At 71.8% G+C, this 17,406-nt stretch carries 15 protein-coding genes and 1 rRNA gene; 12 read left to right on the plus strand and 4 right to left on the minus strand.

Translation table 11 applies throughout. The annotated features are described in order from the left end of the window. From rrf to IO40_RS0118280, 6 genes are all read left to right on the plus strand, one after another. A 5S ribosomal RNA gene (gene rrf, locus IO40_RS34890) occupies nt 1-84 on the plus strand; the annotation flags it as partial. A gap of 85 nt (nt 85-169) precedes the next feature. Continuing rightward, the gene (locus IO40_RS0118260) at nt 170-1,351 is read left to right on the plus strand and encodes an acetoin utilization protein AcuC (RefSeq protein WP_016472871.1); all 1,182 of its coding nucleotides are present in this window, start codon (nt 170-172) and stop codon (nt 1,349-1,351) included. An 820-nt stretch (nt 1,352-2,171) separates the two neighbouring features. Further along, complete coding sequence (locus IO40_RS0118265) at nt 2,172-2,381, plus strand: helix-turn-helix domain-containing protein (RefSeq protein WP_157846443.1); 210 nt, start codon at nt 2,172-2,174, stop codon at nt 2,379-2,381. Between the two features lie 186 nt (nt 2,382-2,567). Further along, the gene (locus IO40_RS35965) at nt 2,568-2,666 is read left to right on the plus strand and encodes a 30S ribosomal protein bS22 (protein WP_003948845.1); all 99 of its coding nucleotides are present in this window, start codon (nt 2,568-2,570) and stop codon (nt 2,664-2,666) included. A 117-nt stretch (nt 2,667-2,783) separates the two neighbouring features. Next, nucleotides 2,784-3,887 carry an NAD-dependent epimerase/dehydratase family protein gene (locus tag IO40_RS0118275; protein ID WP_033230342.1) on the plus strand — a complete coding sequence of 368 codons (1,104 nt, stop codon included), beginning with the start codon at nt 2,784-2,786 and terminating at the stop codon, nt 3,885-3,887. Next, nucleotides 3,880-5,073, plus strand: a complete 1,194-nt coding sequence (locus IO40_RS0118280) for a lysophospholipid acyltransferase family protein (RefSeq protein WP_016472868.1) — start codon at nt 3,880-3,882, stop codon at nt 5,071-5,073. The genes IO40_RS0118275 and IO40_RS0118280 overlap by 8 nt, the downstream gene beginning before the upstream one ends. Nucleotides 5,074-5,117: 44 nt before the next feature. Here the strand turns inward: IO40_RS0118280 and IO40_RS0118285 are convergent, their stop codons facing one another. The 3 genes from IO40_RS0118285 to IO40_RS0118295 form a co-directional block, all read right to left on the minus strand. Next, nucleotides 5,118-6,530, minus strand: a complete 1,413-nt coding sequence (locus tag IO40_RS0118285) for a DUF5667 domain-containing protein (RefSeq protein ID WP_031175754.1) — start codon at nt 6,528-6,530, stop codon at nt 5,118-5,120. Nucleotides 6,531-6,732: 202 nt separating this feature from the next. Further along, complete coding sequence (locus tag IO40_RS0118290) at nt 6,733-7,557, minus strand: ECF subfamily RNA polymerase sigma factor, BldN family (protein WP_016472866.1); 825 nt, start codon at nt 7,555-7,557, stop codon at nt 6,733-6,735. A gap of 380 nt (nt 7,558-7,937) precedes the next feature. Then, nucleotides 7,938-8,873, minus strand: a complete 936-nt coding sequence (locus IO40_RS0118295; RefSeq protein ID WP_016472865.1) for an HAD family hydrolase — start codon at nt 8,871-8,873, stop codon at nt 7,938-7,940. Nucleotides 8,874-8,927: 54 nt separating this feature from the next. On the opposite strand from IO40_RS0118295, the gene IO40_RS0118300 reads away from it, so the two are divergent. From IO40_RS0118300 to hemB, 6 genes are all read left to right on the plus strand, one after another. Next, the gene (locus IO40_RS0118300; RefSeq protein ID WP_016472864.1) at nt 8,928-9,164 is read left to right on the plus strand and encodes a glutaredoxin family protein; all 237 of its coding nucleotides are present in this window, start codon (nt 8,928-8,930) and stop codon (nt 9,162-9,164) included. A 434-nt stretch (nt 9,165-9,598) separates the two neighbouring features. Beyond that, nucleotides 9,599-10,390 carry a redox-sensing transcriptional repressor Rex gene (locus IO40_RS0118305; RefSeq protein ID WP_016472863.1) on the plus strand — a complete coding sequence of 264 codons (792 nt, stop codon included), beginning with the start codon at nt 9,599-9,601 and terminating at the stop codon, nt 10,388-10,390. After that, nucleotides 10,387-11,721: a glutamyl-tRNA reductase gene (locus tag IO40_RS0118310; protein WP_016472862.1), complete on the plus strand. Its 1,335-nt coding sequence runs from the start codon at nt 10,387-10,389 to the stop codon at nt 11,719-11,721. Before IO40_RS0118305 ends, IO40_RS0118310 begins: the two co-directional genes overlap by 4 nt. After that, a complete protein-coding gene (gene hemC, locus IO40_RS0118315) occupies nt 11,718-12,719 on the plus strand; it encodes a hydroxymethylbilane synthase (RefSeq protein ID WP_016472861.1) in 1,002 nt (333 codons plus the stop codon). Before IO40_RS0118310 ends, hemC begins: the two co-directional genes overlap by 4 nt. A gap of 53 nt (nt 12,720-12,772) precedes the next feature. Continuing rightward, nucleotides 12,773-14,425, plus strand: a complete 1,653-nt coding sequence (locus IO40_RS0118320) for a bifunctional uroporphyrinogen-III C-methyltransferase/uroporphyrinogen-III synthase (RefSeq protein WP_030409665.1) — start codon at nt 12,773-12,775, stop codon at nt 14,423-14,425. Next, nucleotides 14,422-15,423 (plus strand): porphobilinogen synthase, encoded by a 1,002-nt coding sequence (hemB, locus tag IO40_RS0118325; protein ID WP_016472859.1) that lies wholly within the window; start codon nt 14,422-14,424, stop codon nt 15,421-15,423. The genes IO40_RS0118320 and hemB overlap by 4 nt, the downstream gene beginning before the upstream one ends. Before the next feature lie 99 nt (nt 15,424-15,522). Here hemB and argS read toward each other — a convergent pair whose 3' ends face one another. Next, entirely contained in the window at nt 15,523-17,292 is a 1,770-nt protein-coding gene (gene argS / locus IO40_RS0118330) for an arginine--tRNA ligase (protein ID WP_016472858.1), read from the minus strand. Nucleotides 17,293-17,406: the final 114 nt, after the last annotated feature.

A 17,406-nucleotide genomic window follows, 5' to 3' on the forward strand; every position in this document is an offset into this window, starting at 1 on the left:
TACATTCCGAACCCGGAAGCTAAGCCTTACAGCGCCGATGGTACTGCATGCGGGAGCGTGTGGGAGAGTAGGACGCCGCCGGACTATTCTTGAGGGAAAAGGGGCTTTGTCGGCCGACGCCGACAAAGCCCCTTTTTCGTGTTTCGGCTGCGACCGATACGGTGTCGCCATGACTGGCCGCACACAGCTGATGTGGGACGAAGGCGTCACCGGCTACGACTTCGGTCCCGGCCATCCGATGGACCCGGTGCGGCTCACGCTGACGAAGCGTCTGATCGAGACGCTCGGCGTCGAGCGCAGCCCCGAGCTGAGTGTGGTCGCGGCGCGGCCGGCGGGTGAGTCCACCCTCCGGCTGGTGCACCGGCGCGAATACATCGATGCCGTACGGCGGGCGTCGTCCGATCCCGCCTCCGCCGAGCAGCGTTTCGGGCTGGGAACGGCCGACGATCCGGCGTTCGCCGGCATGCACGAGGTGTCGGCGCTGATCGCGGGGCAGTCCGTGGGCGGGGCCGAGGCGGTGTGGCGGGGGAAGGCCCTGCACGCGGTGAACTTCGCCGGCGGCCTGCACCATGCGATGCCACAGGCCGCGTCCGGCTTCTGCGTCTACAACGATGCCGCGCTGGCGATTGCCCGGCTGCTGGAGCTGGGCGCCGAGCGGGTGGCGTACGTCGACCTCGACGTGCACCACGGTGACGGCGTCCAGGCGGCGTTCTGGGACGACCCCCGAGTGCTGACCGTCTCCGTGCACGAGCACCCGGGCACTCTCTTTCCCGGTACCGGGTGGCCGGAGGAGTGCGGTGGTCCCGGCGCCGAAGGAAGCGCGGTGAACGTGGCGTTGCCGCCCGGGACGGCGGACAGCGGATGGCTGCGGGCCGTGCACGCGGTGGTGCCGCAGTTGCTGGAGGCGTTCGGGCCCCAGGTGCTTGTCTCGCAGCACGGCGCCGACACCCACATCGAGGACCCGTTGGCGCACCTGGCGGTGAGTGTCGACGCCCAGCGGGTGGCCGCCGAGGCCGTGCACGGGTGGGCCCACACATGGGCGGAGGGGCGGTGGCTGGCGTTGGGGGGCGGTGGTTACGCCGTCGTCGACGTGGTGCCGCGGGCGTGGACGCATCTGGTGGCGATCGCGGCGGGTGTCCCGGTGCCGCGGGAGACGGAAGTGCCGGCCGAGTGGCGGCAGGAGGTGTACGCCCGTACCCAGGGCGGGGGTGCTCCGCAGCGGATGACGGACGGTCTGGAGCCGCGCTGGAGCGACTGGGAGGCTTCGGGGTACGACCCGGCCGACCGGCTGGACCAGGCGATCCGAGCGACGCGCAACGCGGTTTTTCCGGCACACGGCCTGCTGCCGTAGGGCGGTGCCGTACCGTACCGCGTGGCGGTTGTCCGAAGTCGTCCGAAGCTGAGTGAGTGGCGTCGATTCGCTTGGCCGACGGGGTCGGTTGAGGTCCGTCGGTTGCGGGGTATCGCCTGTTCCGGAGCGTTTCGGGGGCGCCGCGCGTGCCGGTCCTGGTCACCCGGTGGGTTCGTGGGCTCCTGCGCCCCGTGGCGGCCCCCTGGCGGACTCCTGGGCCCCTACGTCACATGCGCCCCATCCATGTCGGCGGGTGGACGTCTCGGCCTAGCACCGGTGCAGGGGAGACGTATCGACATAGCGATGCGATTCGGGGTACGTCAGTGCGGCCTCTCCTACGTACGGGGAGTCTCGGCGCTCCGGGGAATGAGCGCGTGGGCGAGGCACCGTGCGCGGGGCGCGTGCTCGTGCGCCCCGCTCGCTCGTCGTCCGGTGGTGGGGCGGGCCGGGAAGGGCCGCAGAAGGGTGCCGACGCCTGGGTGCCGGACGTCAGTTGGCGCATGTGCGCTGGTCACGACGGGGCGCGGAAGCGGGGCGGGTCTGCCGGGCGGTGTGGTGCCGACAGGGTCGGGGACGGGGGCGCGGAGTGGAACGCGGGGCCCGCGACGGGTGTTGGCGATCACGGTGCGCAGTCCGATTACTACCGCGCGCTTACTGGCTATGTACTCAATCGGGCGTGTCTGTCACGGTAGGCGGACGAACGGTACTCCTCTTCATCACTTGCATCACGCGCCCCTGAATCGGGGTAGAGCGCACATGCGAGCAGGAGGCACCGGAGGGGAAGCCGGTGCCCGACATGTGCGGAAGGTTCAGGTGTGACATGGCTGCTGACGAACGGCCGTTGAATGAGGTCGTGTTCCTGACCGTGGCGGAGGTCGCCGCGGTGATGCGAGTCTCCAAGATGACCGTGTACCGCCTGGTGCACAGCGGTCATCTGCCGGCGATCCGGGTGGGCAGGTCCTTCCGGGTCCCGGAGAAGGCCGTCCACGAGTACTTGGAGGAGTCGTACGTGGGGGTGGAGAGCGCGTAGGCCGGCGCCCCCGGACGCCTCGCCGCCGCCGGACCGCGGTCCTCGGCCCCCCTCGATTCACGTCCACCTACCGGTGCCCGGTAGGGTGGCCCCATGTAGGTCGTGTGGGCTCGGACGCCCCGCACCGAGTATCGAAGTGAGTTCGCCCCCGCCGCGTGCGGGGATGATCCGTGAGCGAGGGTAGTCGTGGGCTCTGTCATCAAGAAGCGGCGTAAGCGGATGGCGAAGAAGAAGCACCGCAAGCTGCTGAAGCGGACGCGTGTGCAGCGTCGCAACAAGAAGTGAGCGAGCACACCGCACGCCACTGACCGCCGCCTTCTCCCCGGCTGGGGAGAAGGCGGCGGTTCTGCTATGGGGACGCGTTGCCGGCTCGCGCCGCATCCGGGGTCAGGGAGGGACGAAGTGGGCAAGGTGGTGCTCGTCACCGGGGTGGCCAGACCGCTCGGTGGCCGTTTCGTACGCCGTCTCCTGCGTGAGCCGGGGGTGAGCGGTGTGGTCGGTGTGGACACCCGCCCTCCCGCTCACCGGCTGGACGGGGCCCGGTTCGTGCAGACGGACATCCGGCAGCCGGCCATCGGCAAGGTGCTGGCCGAGCACGCGGTGGACACGGTGGTCCACATGGATCTGCACGGCACCCCGCTGACGCCCGGCGGCGGTGGGCGCGGTGCGGTGAAGGAGACCAACGTCATCGGCACCATGCAGCTGCTGGGTGCCTGCCAGAAGGCGCCGTCCGTCAGCCGGCTGGTGATCAAGTCGACGACGAGCGTGTACGGTTCCGCGCCGCGTGACCCGGCCGTCTTCGACGAGACGACGCCCGTACGGTCCCTGCCCGGTGGCGGCTTCGCCAAGGACGCGGTGGAGATCGAGGGCTACGTACGGGGCTTCGCGCGGCGGCGGCCCGATGTGGCCGTCACCGTGCTGCGTTTCGCGCACATCCTCGGGCCGGCCGCCGAGTCGCCGCTGGCGGAGTACTTCTCACTGCCCGTGCTGCCGACCGTGCTGGGCTACGACCCGCGGTTGCAGTTCGTGCACGACGACGACGTGATCGAGGTGCTCCGGCTGGCCGCGGGGGAGCCGAGGGCCGGCACGCTGACGGCGGGGACGTTCAACATCGCCGGGGACGGCGTGCTGCTGCTCTCCCAGTGCGCGCGGCGGCTGGGCCGGCCGACGGTGCCCATGCTGATGCCGGCCATCCGCTGGGGCAGCGGGGTGCTGCGGTCGGTGGGTGTCACGGACTTCTCCGCCGAGCAGCTGCGGCTGCTGACCCACGGGCGGGTCGTGCGGACCGAGCACGCCCGCGACGTGCTGGGGTTCACACCGCGCCGGACGACGGCGCAGACTCTCGACGCGTTCGCCCGGTCCCGCGGGAGCGGGCTGCTGCCGCCGGGCAAGGTGGCGCACGCCGTCGACCGGTTCGCGGCGCTGCTGCCGGGGAAACCCGGGCGGCCGGCCGGGGAGGGAGCCGCGACGCGGCGGGAGCGGGCGGAGGTGCGCCAGGATGGGTGACGCGAAGGTCATACCCTTCGACGACGACAGGGACCGGTCGCGGGGCGCCGCACCGGCCGGCCAGTCCCGTACCGGGCAGCGGGCCCGTCGGCGCGGCGCGCGCACCGGACAGAGCGCCCCGCTGACGACCGTGCCCGGGCAGCAGGGTCCGGGGGGTCCGGGGGAGGGTGACGGCCCCGGAAAGGGCGGAGCGGGGCCCTCAGAGGCCGCGGAGGACCGTCATGGGGCGGAGCAGAGGTTCGGGGACGCGGACGGCGCCGGGTCCCGTGGGGAGGGGCCCGCGAGCGGCGGGGAGGACGCTGCCGCGGAGGGCGCGCTCGGTGGGCTGGTCGCCCGGCTGCTGGGCGACGACTGGGAGGACCGCGCGGCTCGCGGGCTGGCGTTCCTGCGGCGGCGGGTCACCGGCGAGTACGAGGTCGACGACTTCGGCTACGACCGGGAACTGACCGACCAGGTGCTGATGTCGCTGCTGCGGCCGGTGTTCGAGAAGTACTTCCGGGTGGAGGTGCGCGGGATCGAGAACATACCGGCCGACGGGGCGGCGCTGGTGGTCGCGAATCACTCCGGGACCCTCCCGCTGGACGGGCTGATGCTCCAGGTCGCCGTGCACGACCACCACCCCGCGGACCGGCGGCTGCGGCTGCTGGGTGCGGATCTGGTGTTCGTGCTGCCGCTCGTCAACGAGCTGGCGCGCAAGGCGGGGCACACCCTGGCCTGTGCCGAGGACGCGCAGACGCTGCTGGGCCGCGGCGAGGTCGTCGGCGTGATGCCGGAGGGGTTCAAGGGGCTCGGCAAACCGTTCGCGGACCGCTACAAGCTCCAGCGGTTCGGCCGCGGCGGCTTCGTCTCGACGGCGCTGCGCACGGGGGCGCCGATCGTGCCGTGCTCGATCGTGGGGGCCGAGGAGATCTACCCGATGATCGGCAACTCGCGGACGCTGGCGCGGCTGTTCGGCTTCCCGTACTTCCCGCTGACGCCGACGTTCCCGTGGCTCGGCCCGCTGGGCGCGGTGCCGTTGCCGACGAAGTGGACGATCCAGTTCGGCGAGCCGTTGCCCACGGACGACTATCCGCCCGAGGCGGCCGACGACCCGATGCTGATGTTCAACCTGACCGACCAGGTCCGCGAGACGATCCAGCACACCCTCTACAAACTGCTGGTGCGGCGCCGTTCGGTCTTCTTCTGAGGACCGTACGACGCCGCACCCGGCAGTCGCCCGTGGGAGCCGCGCTATTTGTCGTCCCCGCCCAGGCCGAGGCCGGGGAGCACCTCCGGGACGATCGGGGGCAGTGTGATCTCGGGCTTCTCGCCGCCGGAGCCGGAGGGGCTGCCGGGCCGGGAACCCGAGCCGGACTGGGAGGGCTTCTCCTGCCCGCCGTGGTCGTCCGGTGGTGCCAGCAGATCACCGCCGAGCAGGCCCTCGCCGTGGTGCTGCGAGTCGGACGGCTCCGGCTTCTCGGACCGCCGTTCGCTCTCACCGCGGGTGCCGTCGGGTGTCGGGCTGCTCGGCTCCGTGGAGGGCGACTCCTCGCCCGTGCGGTCGCTCGTGCCCCGTTCGCGCTCGCCGTGTGCGCCTTCCCGGGGTGCGGGCGGCAGGAGCGAGCGCAGCGGCCCGACCTCCTGGTCCATGGCGTCGAGGACCGACGTCACCTCGTCGCCCACGTCCCGCAGTTGCGCCGGGAGGCGGTCACGCAGCTGGGTCCAGCCGTCGCGGTGCTTCTTGGTGAACCGGGAGAGGGAGCGCATGGGCGCGAGGTCGCCGTCCTGCCGGTAGGCCGCGGTCAGCAGACGGTGCCCTTCGGAGGCGTCCTGCCGCATTCCGGACAGTGCCCTGCGGACCTCGGTCAGGGACTCGTGGTCGAGGTCGCCGGCCCGGTCGCGTTCCATGAGGCGGCGGGCCTCCTGCATGCGGGTGGAGGCGTGGTCCAGCAGCACGCTGCCCCGGTCGGCGTCGTCCCCGGCCAGGTCGAGCTGGATGTCCTCCATCCCGCGCTTGAGGCCGTAGAGGGAGTCGCCGGGGAGGGCGTCGGTGCTGGCCGCCGCGGCGCCGCCGAGCGCGCCGGCCGCCACGCCGACGCTCAGCCCGCCGGCCGCCAGTCCCTTGCCCAGCCGGGTCCTGGGGCGCAGCTTGCCCAGGGAACTCAGGCCGGGGGCGCGGTGGGCGCCGCGTCCGGAGCGGGAGGCGGCGCGGCCGTCCCGCTGCTCCGGAACGAGGGTGTCCGGGGCGGCCGTCTCACCGTCGGCGAAGGCGGTTTCCATGGCGGCGACGAGCTGGGCGCGCTGCACCGTCTTGACCTCGGGGTCGAGGGCGGGACGGGGCAGGGCGGCGAGCTCACCGGCCAGGGCGAGCAGGCCCTGGTCCGGCCCTTCGGCCCGGTGCCGGTGCGGTGGGACCGACGCCGGAAGCGACGTGCCGGGACCGGCGGGGGTCTCGGGGGGCGCGGGGGGAGAAGCCGGTGACCGGGACGGCGCGTGCCGTGCCCGTGTGCGCGGGGCCGGACCAGCCGGCGTCCCTCGGTTTCTCCCGGAGTCCGCGGAGCCCCCGGGCCCTGTGTCGGCCGCCGCGCCCCCGTCGCGCTCCTGCTCGTCCAGGGCCTGGGCGAAGGCGATGGCCCGTCGGCTCGTCGGCACGGATCCGATCACCGGCGGCACCTCCTCTCGTCAGCACGGTCGACTCCCCGTCGCACAGGAAAAGACGTGGCCGACCGCGTTCACTCAGGGGTGAGTGAGCCCCGGGCAGCCACGGCTGGGGGGAGTCTGCAACCCCGACAACGAGCGCAAGCCACTCGGGTTACGGAGTCGGATGTCACGATGATGTGACCGGCCGGCGAGCCCGTCCCGGACCTCAGCGCGCGTCGTCGGGCAGGAGTCTGGCCAGCGTCCGCACGGCGCGGTACTGGAGGGTCTTGATGGCGCCTTCGTTCTTGCCCATGACCCGGGCGGTTTCGGCCACGGAGAGCCCCTGGAGAAATCGGAGCGTTACGCACTCCTGCTGTTGGGGGTTGAGCTTACGTACGGCCTCCAGCAGGGCGGCGTTGGACAGGGACTCCAGCACCGATTCCTCGGGGGAACGCTCGACCTCGTTGGCGTCGAGCATCTCGCCGGTGGTCACTTCGAGGCGGAAGCGGCTGGACTTGAAGTGGTCGGCGACGAGGTTCCGGGCGATGGTCACCAGCCAGGCGCCGAAGTCGCGGCCCTGCCAGGTGAAGGTTCCGATACGGCGGAGGGCGCGCAGGAAGGTCTCGCTGGTCAGGTCCTCGGCGGTCGCCCGGCCGCCGACGCGGTAGTAGATGTAGCGGTAGACGGTGTCGCTGTAGTGGTCGTAGAGCCGGCCGAACGCCTCGGCCTCGCCGGCCTGGGCCTGTTCGACCAGGTCCATCATCCGGCGGCTGTCGGTGTCCGAGGCGGCGGGGCGCCGGGCGGTGGCGCCCGCGCCGCGGGTGCGCCTGCCGCTCGTGGTGGAGGTGCGGGTCGTGGCGCCGGCGGCGCGGTGCGCGAGGGCGTGGCAGGGGCCGGTGGGGACAGGTGCGGCTCCTGCGGGGACAGTTGCGGCTGTTGCGGCGAGGGCAGGGACGGCGTACGCGGTGGGGACGAACGCACGCAGCTGGTCGATGACTGTCGTGCGCAGCGTAGCCAGGCCCGAGGCGTCAACCCCGACGTGTGGGTACACGGGACTCCCAGAGGCAGAGCTTCCATCACGTGCAGTGCGGGACCATTCACCCGGCGTAGGGACGGATGGGTACCGAATTGCGTCTGAGGAGAATAACGCTTCGTACAGGCGGCACTACGCGTAGTTGCCAAAATCGTCGATTCGGTTCGCTCTGTTATGGATTGGGGTCGCATTCAGGTGCGAATGACGATCGTTTTCTTACGGCTTGGCTGGCTGGAACTGTCGCCTTCGTGATCACTTTTGTCCGAGCCGGATGCCGGCGACTGCCGTGCGACAAGGCCGGGTAACACTGCTGGATTGGCCCGCCCCGGGGGCGTACGGACGGCGCCGCGCGCTGCCGCGCGCCTGCGCCCAACCGGTGTGTATCGCTCGTGAGGGGCTCAACGGCGGCGGCGCTGGACCGCGACCGCGGCAGCCGCGCCGCCCGCCAGTGCGCCGACACCGGCCGCCGCCGGAATGCCCACCTTGGCCGCTTTCCGTCCCGTGCGGTAGTCGCGCAGCCGCCAGCCCATTTCGCGGGCGTGCGCCCGAAGGCGGCTGTCAGGATTGATCGCATACGGATAACCGACAAGCGACAGCATCGGAATGTCGTTCGCCGAATCGCTGTACGCAGCGCACCTGTCGAGATCCAGCCCCTCCGCCGCAGCCAGCGCCCGCACCGCCTCCGCCTTCGCCGGGCCGTGCAGCGGCTCGCCCACCAGCCGCCCGGTGTAGACGCCGCCCACCGACTCGGCGACCGTGCCCAGCGCCCCGGTCAGCCCCAGACGGCGGGCGATGATCGTGGCCGTCTCCACCGGTGCCGCCGTCACCAGCCACACCTTCTGGCCCGCGTCCAGGTGGGCCTGTGCCAGGGCGCGGGTGCCCGGCCAGATGCGGCCCGCCATGTACTCGTCGTAGATCTCCTCGCCGATCGCCATGAGCTCCGCGACCCGGTGGCCCTTGACGATGGACAGCGCGCTCTCGCGGGCGTCCTGCATGTGGTCGGCGTTCTCGGAGCCCGCCAGCCGGAAGTAGGTCTGCTGCCAGGCGAAGCGGGCCAACTCGCGCTTGCGGAAGAACTTGCGCTTGTACAGGCCCCGTCCGAAGTGGAAGAGGGCCGCGCCCTGCATCACCGTGTTGTCCAGGTCGAAGAAGGCGGCGGCGCGCACGTCCCCGACGACGGGGAACTCGGGTTCCTCCGCGCCCGCGCCCTCCTCGCGTTCGGCCGCCAGCTCCAGCTCCTGCTTGCGCGCCGCCTCCGCGGCGGCTTCGCCGGCGAGCACGCTCCGCGCGGTGGCGGAGCGCTTGCGGGAGGTGAGCCATGCGGGAAGGGCCATGCCGCGAGCATAGCCAGTTTGTTCGGTGGGTCCCTTACGTGCGGAGAATGGGGCATGAAGACTGTGACCCTCATCGGGAAGCCCGGGTGTCATCTGTGCGACGTGGCACGGGACGTGATCGTGCGCGTGTGCGACGAAGTGGGCGCCGCCTGGGAGGAGAAGGACATCAACCAGGACCAGGAGCTGTACCGCAAGTACTGGGAGCAGATCCCGGTGGTCCTCGTCGACGGTGAGCAGCACGACTTCTGGCGGGTGGATCCGGACAGGCTGCGCGGGGCGCTCACCGCCTGAGACCGGCACCGTCCCGACGGCCCGGCCGGGCGCGGGCCGTCTCCCCCGCTCCCCGTCCGCGAACGGCTGTGCGGGCCGTGTCCCGGTCGTGAACGGCCGTCCCCGCGCCGCGCCCGGCCGCCCGTCCGGTGTCCCGAATGTCCTCGGTGTCCGCTCGGAGCATGCCTCAGGCGTGGTTGTCGAGCGGGAATGTGGTCAAGGTTCGAGTTGGTTTCGATTAATATCGAGGGCGTTTTGCCGTCCGCGGGCGTATACGTGAGGAGTGTGGCCGCGTGTCCCCGTTGGTACCTGTGGCGCCGGTCACGTTGGCCGGACAAAGCGGACACTATCTTTGTGCACACGTTCACAAAGGCATAGCCTGGGCGCGACGGAGCGGTCCGGGAGGGTGCCTCACGTTCGACCGCTCATCGCTTCGCGCAACCGGCAGGAGCACCGTGGCAACTGGCCGAAACCACCGTCCGGCGACGAGTCGGAGCCGAGGAATCCCCGAGGCGACCGTCGCCCGTCTTCCGCTGTATCTGCGGGCACTGACCGCGCTCTCCGAGCGCTCGGTGCCGACAGTCTCCTCGGAGGAACTGGCCTCGGCCGCCGGGGTCAATTCGGCCAAGCTCCGCAAGGACTTCTCCTACCTCGGCAGTTACGGCACCCGCGGGGTCGGCTACGACGTCGAGTACCTCGTCTACCAGATCTCCCGCGAACTCGGGCTCACCCAGGACTGGCCCGTCGTCATCGTCGGTATCGGCAACCTCGGCGCCGCCCTCGCGAACTACGGCGGCTTCGCCTCCCGCGGCTTCCGCGTCGCCGCGCTGATCGACGCCGACCCGCAGCTCGCCGGGAAGCCCGTCGCCGGCATCCCCGTCCAGCACACCGACGAACTGGAGAAGATCGTCGCGGAGAACGGCGTCTCGATCGGGGTTATCGCCACCCCCGCGGGCGCCGCCCAGCAGGTGTGCGACCGGCTCGTCGCCGCCGGGATCACCTCCATCCTCAACTTCGCACCGACCGTGCTGTCCGTCCCCGAAGGGGTGGACGTGCGCAAGGTGGACCTCTCCATAGAGCTCCAGATCCTCGCCTTCCACGAGCAGCGCAAGGCGGGGGAGGAGCCGGCCACGGCACCCGCCGAGGTGGACACGGCGCCGCCCGCGGCACCGCCCGCCGTCGCCGTCACCAAGCGGCCTCCCGAGTCCGGACCTGACGGGGATCTGCCCGCCGTGATGCCGGCATGAGCCTGCTCGTCGTCGGCCTGAGCCACCGCAGCGCGCCGGTCAGCGTGCTGGAACGTGCCGCCTTGCCGCCCGGTACCCGGGGAAAGCTGCTGCAGGACGCCGTGGGCGCCGAGCCCGCCGCCGAGGCCGCCGTGCTCTCGACCTGCAACCGCATCGAACTGTATGCGGACGTCGACAAGTTCCACGCGGGCGTCGCCGAGCTGTCCACCCTGCTGGCACAGCACAGCGGCGTCACCCTGGACGAGCTGACCCCCTACCTGTACGTGCACTACGAGGACCGCGCCGTCCACCACCTGTTCTCGGTGGCGTGCGGACTGGACTCGATGGTCGTCGGCGAGGGGCAGATCCTCGGGCAGATCAAGGACGCGCTGGCCGTCGCCCAGGAGCAGCACACCGCCGGGCGCCTGCTGAACGACCTGTTCCAGCAGGCCCTGCGGGTCGGCAAGCGGGCCCACTCGGAGACCGGCATCGACAAGGCCGGGCAGTCGCTGGTGACCTTCGGGCTGGAACAGCTCGCCGGGGACCGGCCCGTCGAGGAGTGGGTGCGCGGACGCCGCGCCCTGGTGATCGGTGCCGGTTCCATGTCCTCGCTGGCCGCGGTGACGCTGTCCCGCGCCGGTGTGGGCGAACTGGTGATCGTCAACCGGACGCTGGAGAGGGCCGAGCGGCTCGCCGAGAGCCTCGGTGCGACGGCGCAGCCCATGGACACGGTGAGCTCCGCGCTGGGGAGCGCGGACATCGTGGTCTCCTGCACCGGTGCGACGGGGCTCGTGCTGACCGCCGCCGACATCGAGGCGGCCGTCGCCGGCCGCCGGGCGGACGCCGCGGCGGGCACCGCCAGCCCGGCCCTGTCCCTCCTCGACCTGGCCATGCCCCGCGACGTCGACGCCGCCGTGCACCGCCTGGCCGGGGTGCGGCTGGTGGACATCGAATCGCTCGCCGACGCCGAGGCCGACGCGCCCATGGCCGGTGACGTGGAGGCCGTCCGCGGCATCGTCACCGAGGAGGTCGCCGCGTTCGGCGCGGCGCAGCGGGCCGCGACCATCACACCGACCGTGGTGGCGCTGCGCACCATGGCCGCCGACGTCGTCTCCAGTGAACTGGCCCGCCTGGAGGGCAGGCTGCACGGAATGGACGACAAACTGCGCGCGGAGGTCACGCAGACCGTGCGCCGTGTCGTCGACAAGCTGCTGCACGCGCCCACGGTGCGGGTGAAGCAGCTCGCGGGCGAGCCCGGCGGTGCCGGGTACGCCGACGCGCTGCGTGAACTCTTCGACCTCGACCCGCAGGCGGTCGCCGCTGTCAGCAATCCCGAACAGGAGCGGCAATGAAGTCCGACGCCACAGCCACCACCCCACTTCGGCTGGGCACACGCCGCAGCAAACTCGCGATGGCGCAGTCCGGGCTGGTCGCCGAGGAAGTCCGCAGGGTGACCGGCCGGCCCGTCGAGCTGGTGGAGATCACCACCTACGGGGACATCAGCAGGGAGCACCTGGCGCAGATCGGCGGCACCGGTGTGTTCGTCAACGCGCTGCGCGACTCCCTGGCGAGCGGCGAGATCGACTTCGCCGTGCACTCGCTCAAGGACCTGCCGACCACCCAGCCGGAGGGCTTCACGCTGGCGGCCGTGCCCGCGCGGGCCGACGCCAGGGATGTGCTGGTCGGCCGGGACGGGCTGGGCTTCACCGAGCTGGTCCGTGCCGCCGCGCCGGGCAAGGCCCGCATCGGCACCGGTTCGCCGCGCCGGATGGCGCAGCTGCACGCCTGGGCACGGTCGCTCGGGCTGGAGATCGAGACCGTACCGATCCGGGGGAATATCGACACCCGGATCGGGTACGTGCGCTCCGGTGAGCTCGACGCCGTCGTGCTCGCCGCCGCCGGGCTCCACCGGATCGGCCGCCTCGAGGCGGAGGCCACCGAGCTGATCAGCCCGGACCAGGTACTTCCCGCCCCCGGACAGGGGGCACTGGCTGTCGAGTGCGCGGCGTCGAACGCGCACCTGGCCGCACAGCTCGCGGAGCTGGACGACCTGCACACGCGGGCCGCCGTCACCGCTGAGCGAACCCTGCTCGCCGCCTTGGAGGCCGGCTGCAGCGCACCTGTGGGCGCGCTTGCCGACCTGCTTGTCGAGGGGCAGGTTGTCACCGAAATGCGCCTGCGCGGCGTCGTCGGCACCACCGACGGGCGCACGCTGGTGCAGTTGTCCACCACCGGTCCCGTACCGGCGTCCGACGGCGACATGACGGCCTTTGCCCGCATGGGTCAGGAACTCGCCGACGAGATGCTCGCCAAGGGTGCGGCCGGTCTGATGGGGGAGCGAGCACTTTGAGCCCCACCGCCGCCGACAAGTCGAGCACCGCACACAACACGACGGCAGCAGTCGTGAACAGACAGCACCTGCACGGTGCACAGGGACACGTGACCTTCCTGGGTGCCGGGCCGGGAGACCCGGGGCTGCTGACGTTGCGCGCCGTCGAGGCGCTGGGGCAGGCCGACGTTCTGGTCGCCGACCCCCGCGTGCACGAGGTCGTGCGCGCGCACACCCGCCCGGGCGTGGACACACCGCTCCAGCCGGTGGCTGACGGCGCGTCAACTACCTCCGCTCCGGCGGGCGATGCAGCCCTCGACCCCGGCGAGTCTGCCATAGCCGCCGCACGCGCCGGCAAGCGGGTCGTGCGTGCCGTCGCGGGCGACCCGGGCCTGGACTCGGACGCGGCCCGGGAGATGTTGGCGCTGGCCGCCGCGGGCATCCCCTTCGAGGTCGTACCGGGTATCGCCGCGGCCGTGGGCGTGCCGGCCTACGCCGGGGTGCCGCTGCGGGACGGGCAGGGCACCGACGTGCGGTTCGTGGACGCGGCCACGGCCGACGACCGCTGCTGGACCGAACTGGGCGTCTCCGATGCGACCGTCGTCGTCTCCACCACGCTGGAGACGGTGGGCGCCACGGCCGGTGAACTGGTGGCCGCGGGCCGCAAGCCGGACACCCCGATGACGGTGACGCTGGCCGGCACCACGACCCGGCAGCGCACCTTCACCTCCACGCTCGGCGGGATCGCGCAGACCCTCAAGCAGGCCAAGGTGCTGCCCTCGCCCGATGGCGGGCAGTCCGTCATAGCCGTGGTCGGCGAGCGCAGCGCCGCCGCCCAGCGCGATCAGCTCGCCTGGTTCGAGTCCAAGCCGCTGTTCGGCTGGCAGGTCCTGGTGCCGCGCACCAAGGAACAGGCCGCCTCCCTCTCCGACCAGCTCCGCTCCTACGGTGCCGTGCCGGCCGAGGTGCCGACCATCGCCGTGGAGCCGCCGCGCACCCCGCAGCAGATGGAACGTGCGGTCAAGGGCCTGGTCACGGGCCGCTACGAGTGGATCGCCTTCACCTCCGTCAACGCCGTCAAGGCGGTGCGGGAGAAGTTCGAGGAGTACGGGCTGGACGCCCGCGCGTTCGCCGGGATCAAGGTCGCGGCGGTGGGCGAGCAGACGGCCAAGTCGCTGATCGAGTTCGGTGTGAAGCCCGACCTGGTGCCCAGCGGCGAGCAGTCGGCCGCCGGGCTGCTGGAGGACTGGCCGCCCTACGACCCGGTCTTCGACCCGATCGACCGGGTGTTCCTGCCGCGCGCCGACATCGCCACCGAGACGCTGGTGGCCGGCTTGATCGAGCTGGGCTGGGAGGTGGACGACGTGACGGCGTACCGCACGGTGCGCGCCTCGCCGCCGCCCGCCGAGACCCGGGAGGCCATCAAGGGCGGTGGGTTCGACGCGGTGCTGTTCACCTCGTCGTCCACCGTGCGGAATCTGGTCGGCATCGCGGGCAAGCCGCACAACGTCACCGTCATCGCCTGTATCGGCCCGGCCACCGCCAAGACGGCCGAGGAGCACGGGCTGCGGGTGGACGTGATGGCGCCCGAGCCGTCCGTGCACAAGCTGGCCGAGGCGCTGGCCGACTTCGGCGCCCAGCGCCGGGCAGCCGCCGTCGAGGCCGGTGAACCGGTGAAGCGGCCGAGCGAGAAGCGCCCGGCCAGGAGGAGGGCACGCACATCATGAGCACGTACGGCAGCTTCCCGGCGGCGCGGCCCCGGCGGCTGCGGACCACGGCGGCCATGCGCCGCCTGGTCGCCGAGCACCGTACCCGGCCGGCCGATCTGATCCTCCCCGCCTTCGTGCGGGAGGGGATCGACGACCCGGTGCCGGTGGACTCCATGCCCGGCGTCGTCCAGCACACCCGGGACACCCTGCGCAAGGCCGCCGTGGAGGCGGTCGAGGCGGGCGTGGGCGGGCTGATGCTCTTCGGCGTGCCCGAGGACGCGAAGAAGGACGCCCGGGGCACGGCCGGCACCGACCCCGACGGCATCCTCCAGGTGGCGCTGCGGGACGTGCGGGCGGAGGTCGGCGACGAGCTGGTGCTCATGTCGGACCTGTGCCTGGACGAGTACACCGACCACGGCCACTGCGGGGTGCTGACCGCCGACGGGCGGGTGGACAACGACGTGACCCTGGAGCGGTACGCCGAGATGGCCCGCGTCCAGGCCGACGCCGGCGCCCATGTGCTGGGCCCCAGCGGCATGATGGACGGCCAGATCGCGCACATCCGCGCCGCGCTGGAGGAGTCCGGGCACCAGGACGTGGCCGTCTTCGCCTACACCGCGAAGTACACCTCCGCGTTCTACGGGCCGTTCCGCGAGGCGGTCGGCTCCTCCCTCCAGGGGGACCGCAAGACCTACCAGCAGGACCCGGCCAACGCCCGCGAGGCGATGCGGGAGCTGTCGCTGGACCTGGCCGAGGGCGCCGACATGGTGATGGTGAAGCCGGGTCTGCCGTACCTGGACATCCTGCGGGACTTCGCCGAGCGGGCCGAGGTGCCGGTCGGCGTCTACCAGATCTCCGGCGAGTACGCGATGGTCGAGGCGGCGGCCGAGAAGGGCTGGATCGACCGTGAGGCGGCCATCCTGGAGACGCTGACCAGCTTCACGCGGGCCGGCGCCAACATGATCCTCACCTACTGGGCGACGGAGGCCGCACGGCTGCTGCGCGAGCGCCGCTGAGCCCTCTCCCGGCATGTGTAAGGGGCGCCCTCCCTGGGAGGGCGCCCCTTACCTGTGTTCCGGAGGGCCCGCAGGACCCCGGGGCGGGGCCTGCGGCACCTACAGCCGCTCGGGCGTCCGGATGCCGAGCAGGTCCAGACCCTGGCGGAGGACCTTGGCGGTCATGTCGCACAGGAACAGGCGGTTCTCGGACTGCTGCGGGGCCTCGGGGTTGAGGACCAGGCAGTTCTCGAAGAACCGGCTGTAGAGCGTGGCCAGTTCGTACAGGTACGCCGTCAGCTTGTGCGGCGCGTACTCGTCGGCCGCCGTCACCAGCGTGTCCGCGAAGCCGTCCAGGTGCAGGGCCAGCGCGCGCTCGGCCGGCTCCAGCGCCAGCTCGGGGTGCGGCACCGGCTTCAGCTCGCCCGCCCGCCGGAAGATCGAGCGCACCCGCGCGTAGGCGTACTGGAGGTAGACGCTGGTGTCGCCCTGGAGGGAGACCATGCGGTCCAGGTCGAAGACGTAGTCCCGCGTCATCGAGTTGGACAGGTCCGCGTACTTGACCGCGCCGATGCCCACCTGCTGGGCACGCCGCTGGATCTCCTCCTCGCCGACCCCTTCGCCGGCCTTCTCGCGGACGACCGCCGCCGCCCGCTCCACGGCCTCGTCCAGCAGGTCCACCAGCCGCACCGTCTCGCCCTCACGGGTCTTGAACGGCTTGCCGTCCTTGCCCAGTACGGTGCCGAACGGGAGCTGCCTGGCGGCGCCCTCCGGGAGCCAGCCGGCCCGCTGCGCGGTCTCGAACACCATCCGGAAGTGCAGCGCCTGCCGGGCGTCCACCACGTACAGCAGCGTGTCGGCCTTCAGCTCGCCGATCCGGTTGCGGATGGCGGCCAGGTCGGTGGCCGCGTAGCCGAAGCCGCCGTTGGACTTCTGGACGATCAGCGGGGTCGGCGTACCGTCCGGGCCCTTGACGTCCTCGAAGAACACGCACAGCGCGCCCTCCGAGCGGACCGCGACACCGGACTCCTCCAGGTCCTTGACCACCTGCTGGAGATCGTCGTTGTAGGCGCTCTCGCCGACGATGTCCTCGTCGCGGATCTCGACGTCCAGCTCCTCGTAGACGGCCTGGAAGTACGTCTTCGACTCGTCGACGATCTTGTGCCAGAGGGCGAGCGTCTCCGGGTCGCCGCTCTGCAGGGCGGGCACCCGGTCGCGGGCGCGGGCCTTGAAGTCCTCGTCGGAGTCGAAGACGGCACGCGACGCCTTGTAGAGCCGGTTGAGCCGGGCCATCGCCGCCTCGCCCGCGTCCTTGGCGCCCGCCGTGTCCGACTCGTGGTCCAGCTCGTGCGGGTGCTCGATCAGGTACTGGATGAGCATGCCGAAGTTGGTGCCCCAGTCGCCGATGTGGTGGCGGCGGATCACCTTCTCGCCACGGTGTTCGAGCAGCTGCACGATGGCGTCGCCGATGACGGTCGAGCGCAGGTGCCCGACGTGCATCTCCTTGGCGACGTTCGGCTGCGAGTAGTCGATCACCGTGACGCCGGGCTCGTCCTTGTACGGGACGCCCAGCCGCTCGTCCTGCCACCGCGCGGCGAGGTTCTCCACGATCGCCCCGTCGGCGACCGTGATGTTGAGGAAGCCGGGGCCCGACACCTCGATGCCGGCGATCTCCGGGCTCTCGGGCAGCGCCTCGGTGACCTTGCCGGCCAGCTCCCGCGGGTTGCCCTTGAGCTGCTTGGCCAGCGCCAGCATGCCGTTGGCCTGGAAGTCCGCCCTGTCGCTACGTCGCAGCAGCGGGTCGGCGGAGGCGGCCTCCGGCAGAGCAGCCGAGAGGGCGTCCGAGACGCGCTGGCGGACCGTGGCGGCAAGAGAGGGGACCGTAGCCATGGAGTGCTGACCGTTCCGTCGGGGTGGCTGGATTCAGGGCCCAGTATCCCACGTGCCGACGGGGGAGCGCCGTCGCATTCCGGGGTGGGACAATGGGCGGCGCAGGCTTGAAGA

This window comes from Streptomyces albus subsp. albus (assembly GCF_000725885.1).
Classification (GTDB): Bacteria; Actinomycetota; Actinomycetes; order Streptomycetales; family Streptomycetaceae; genus Streptomyces; species Streptomyces albus.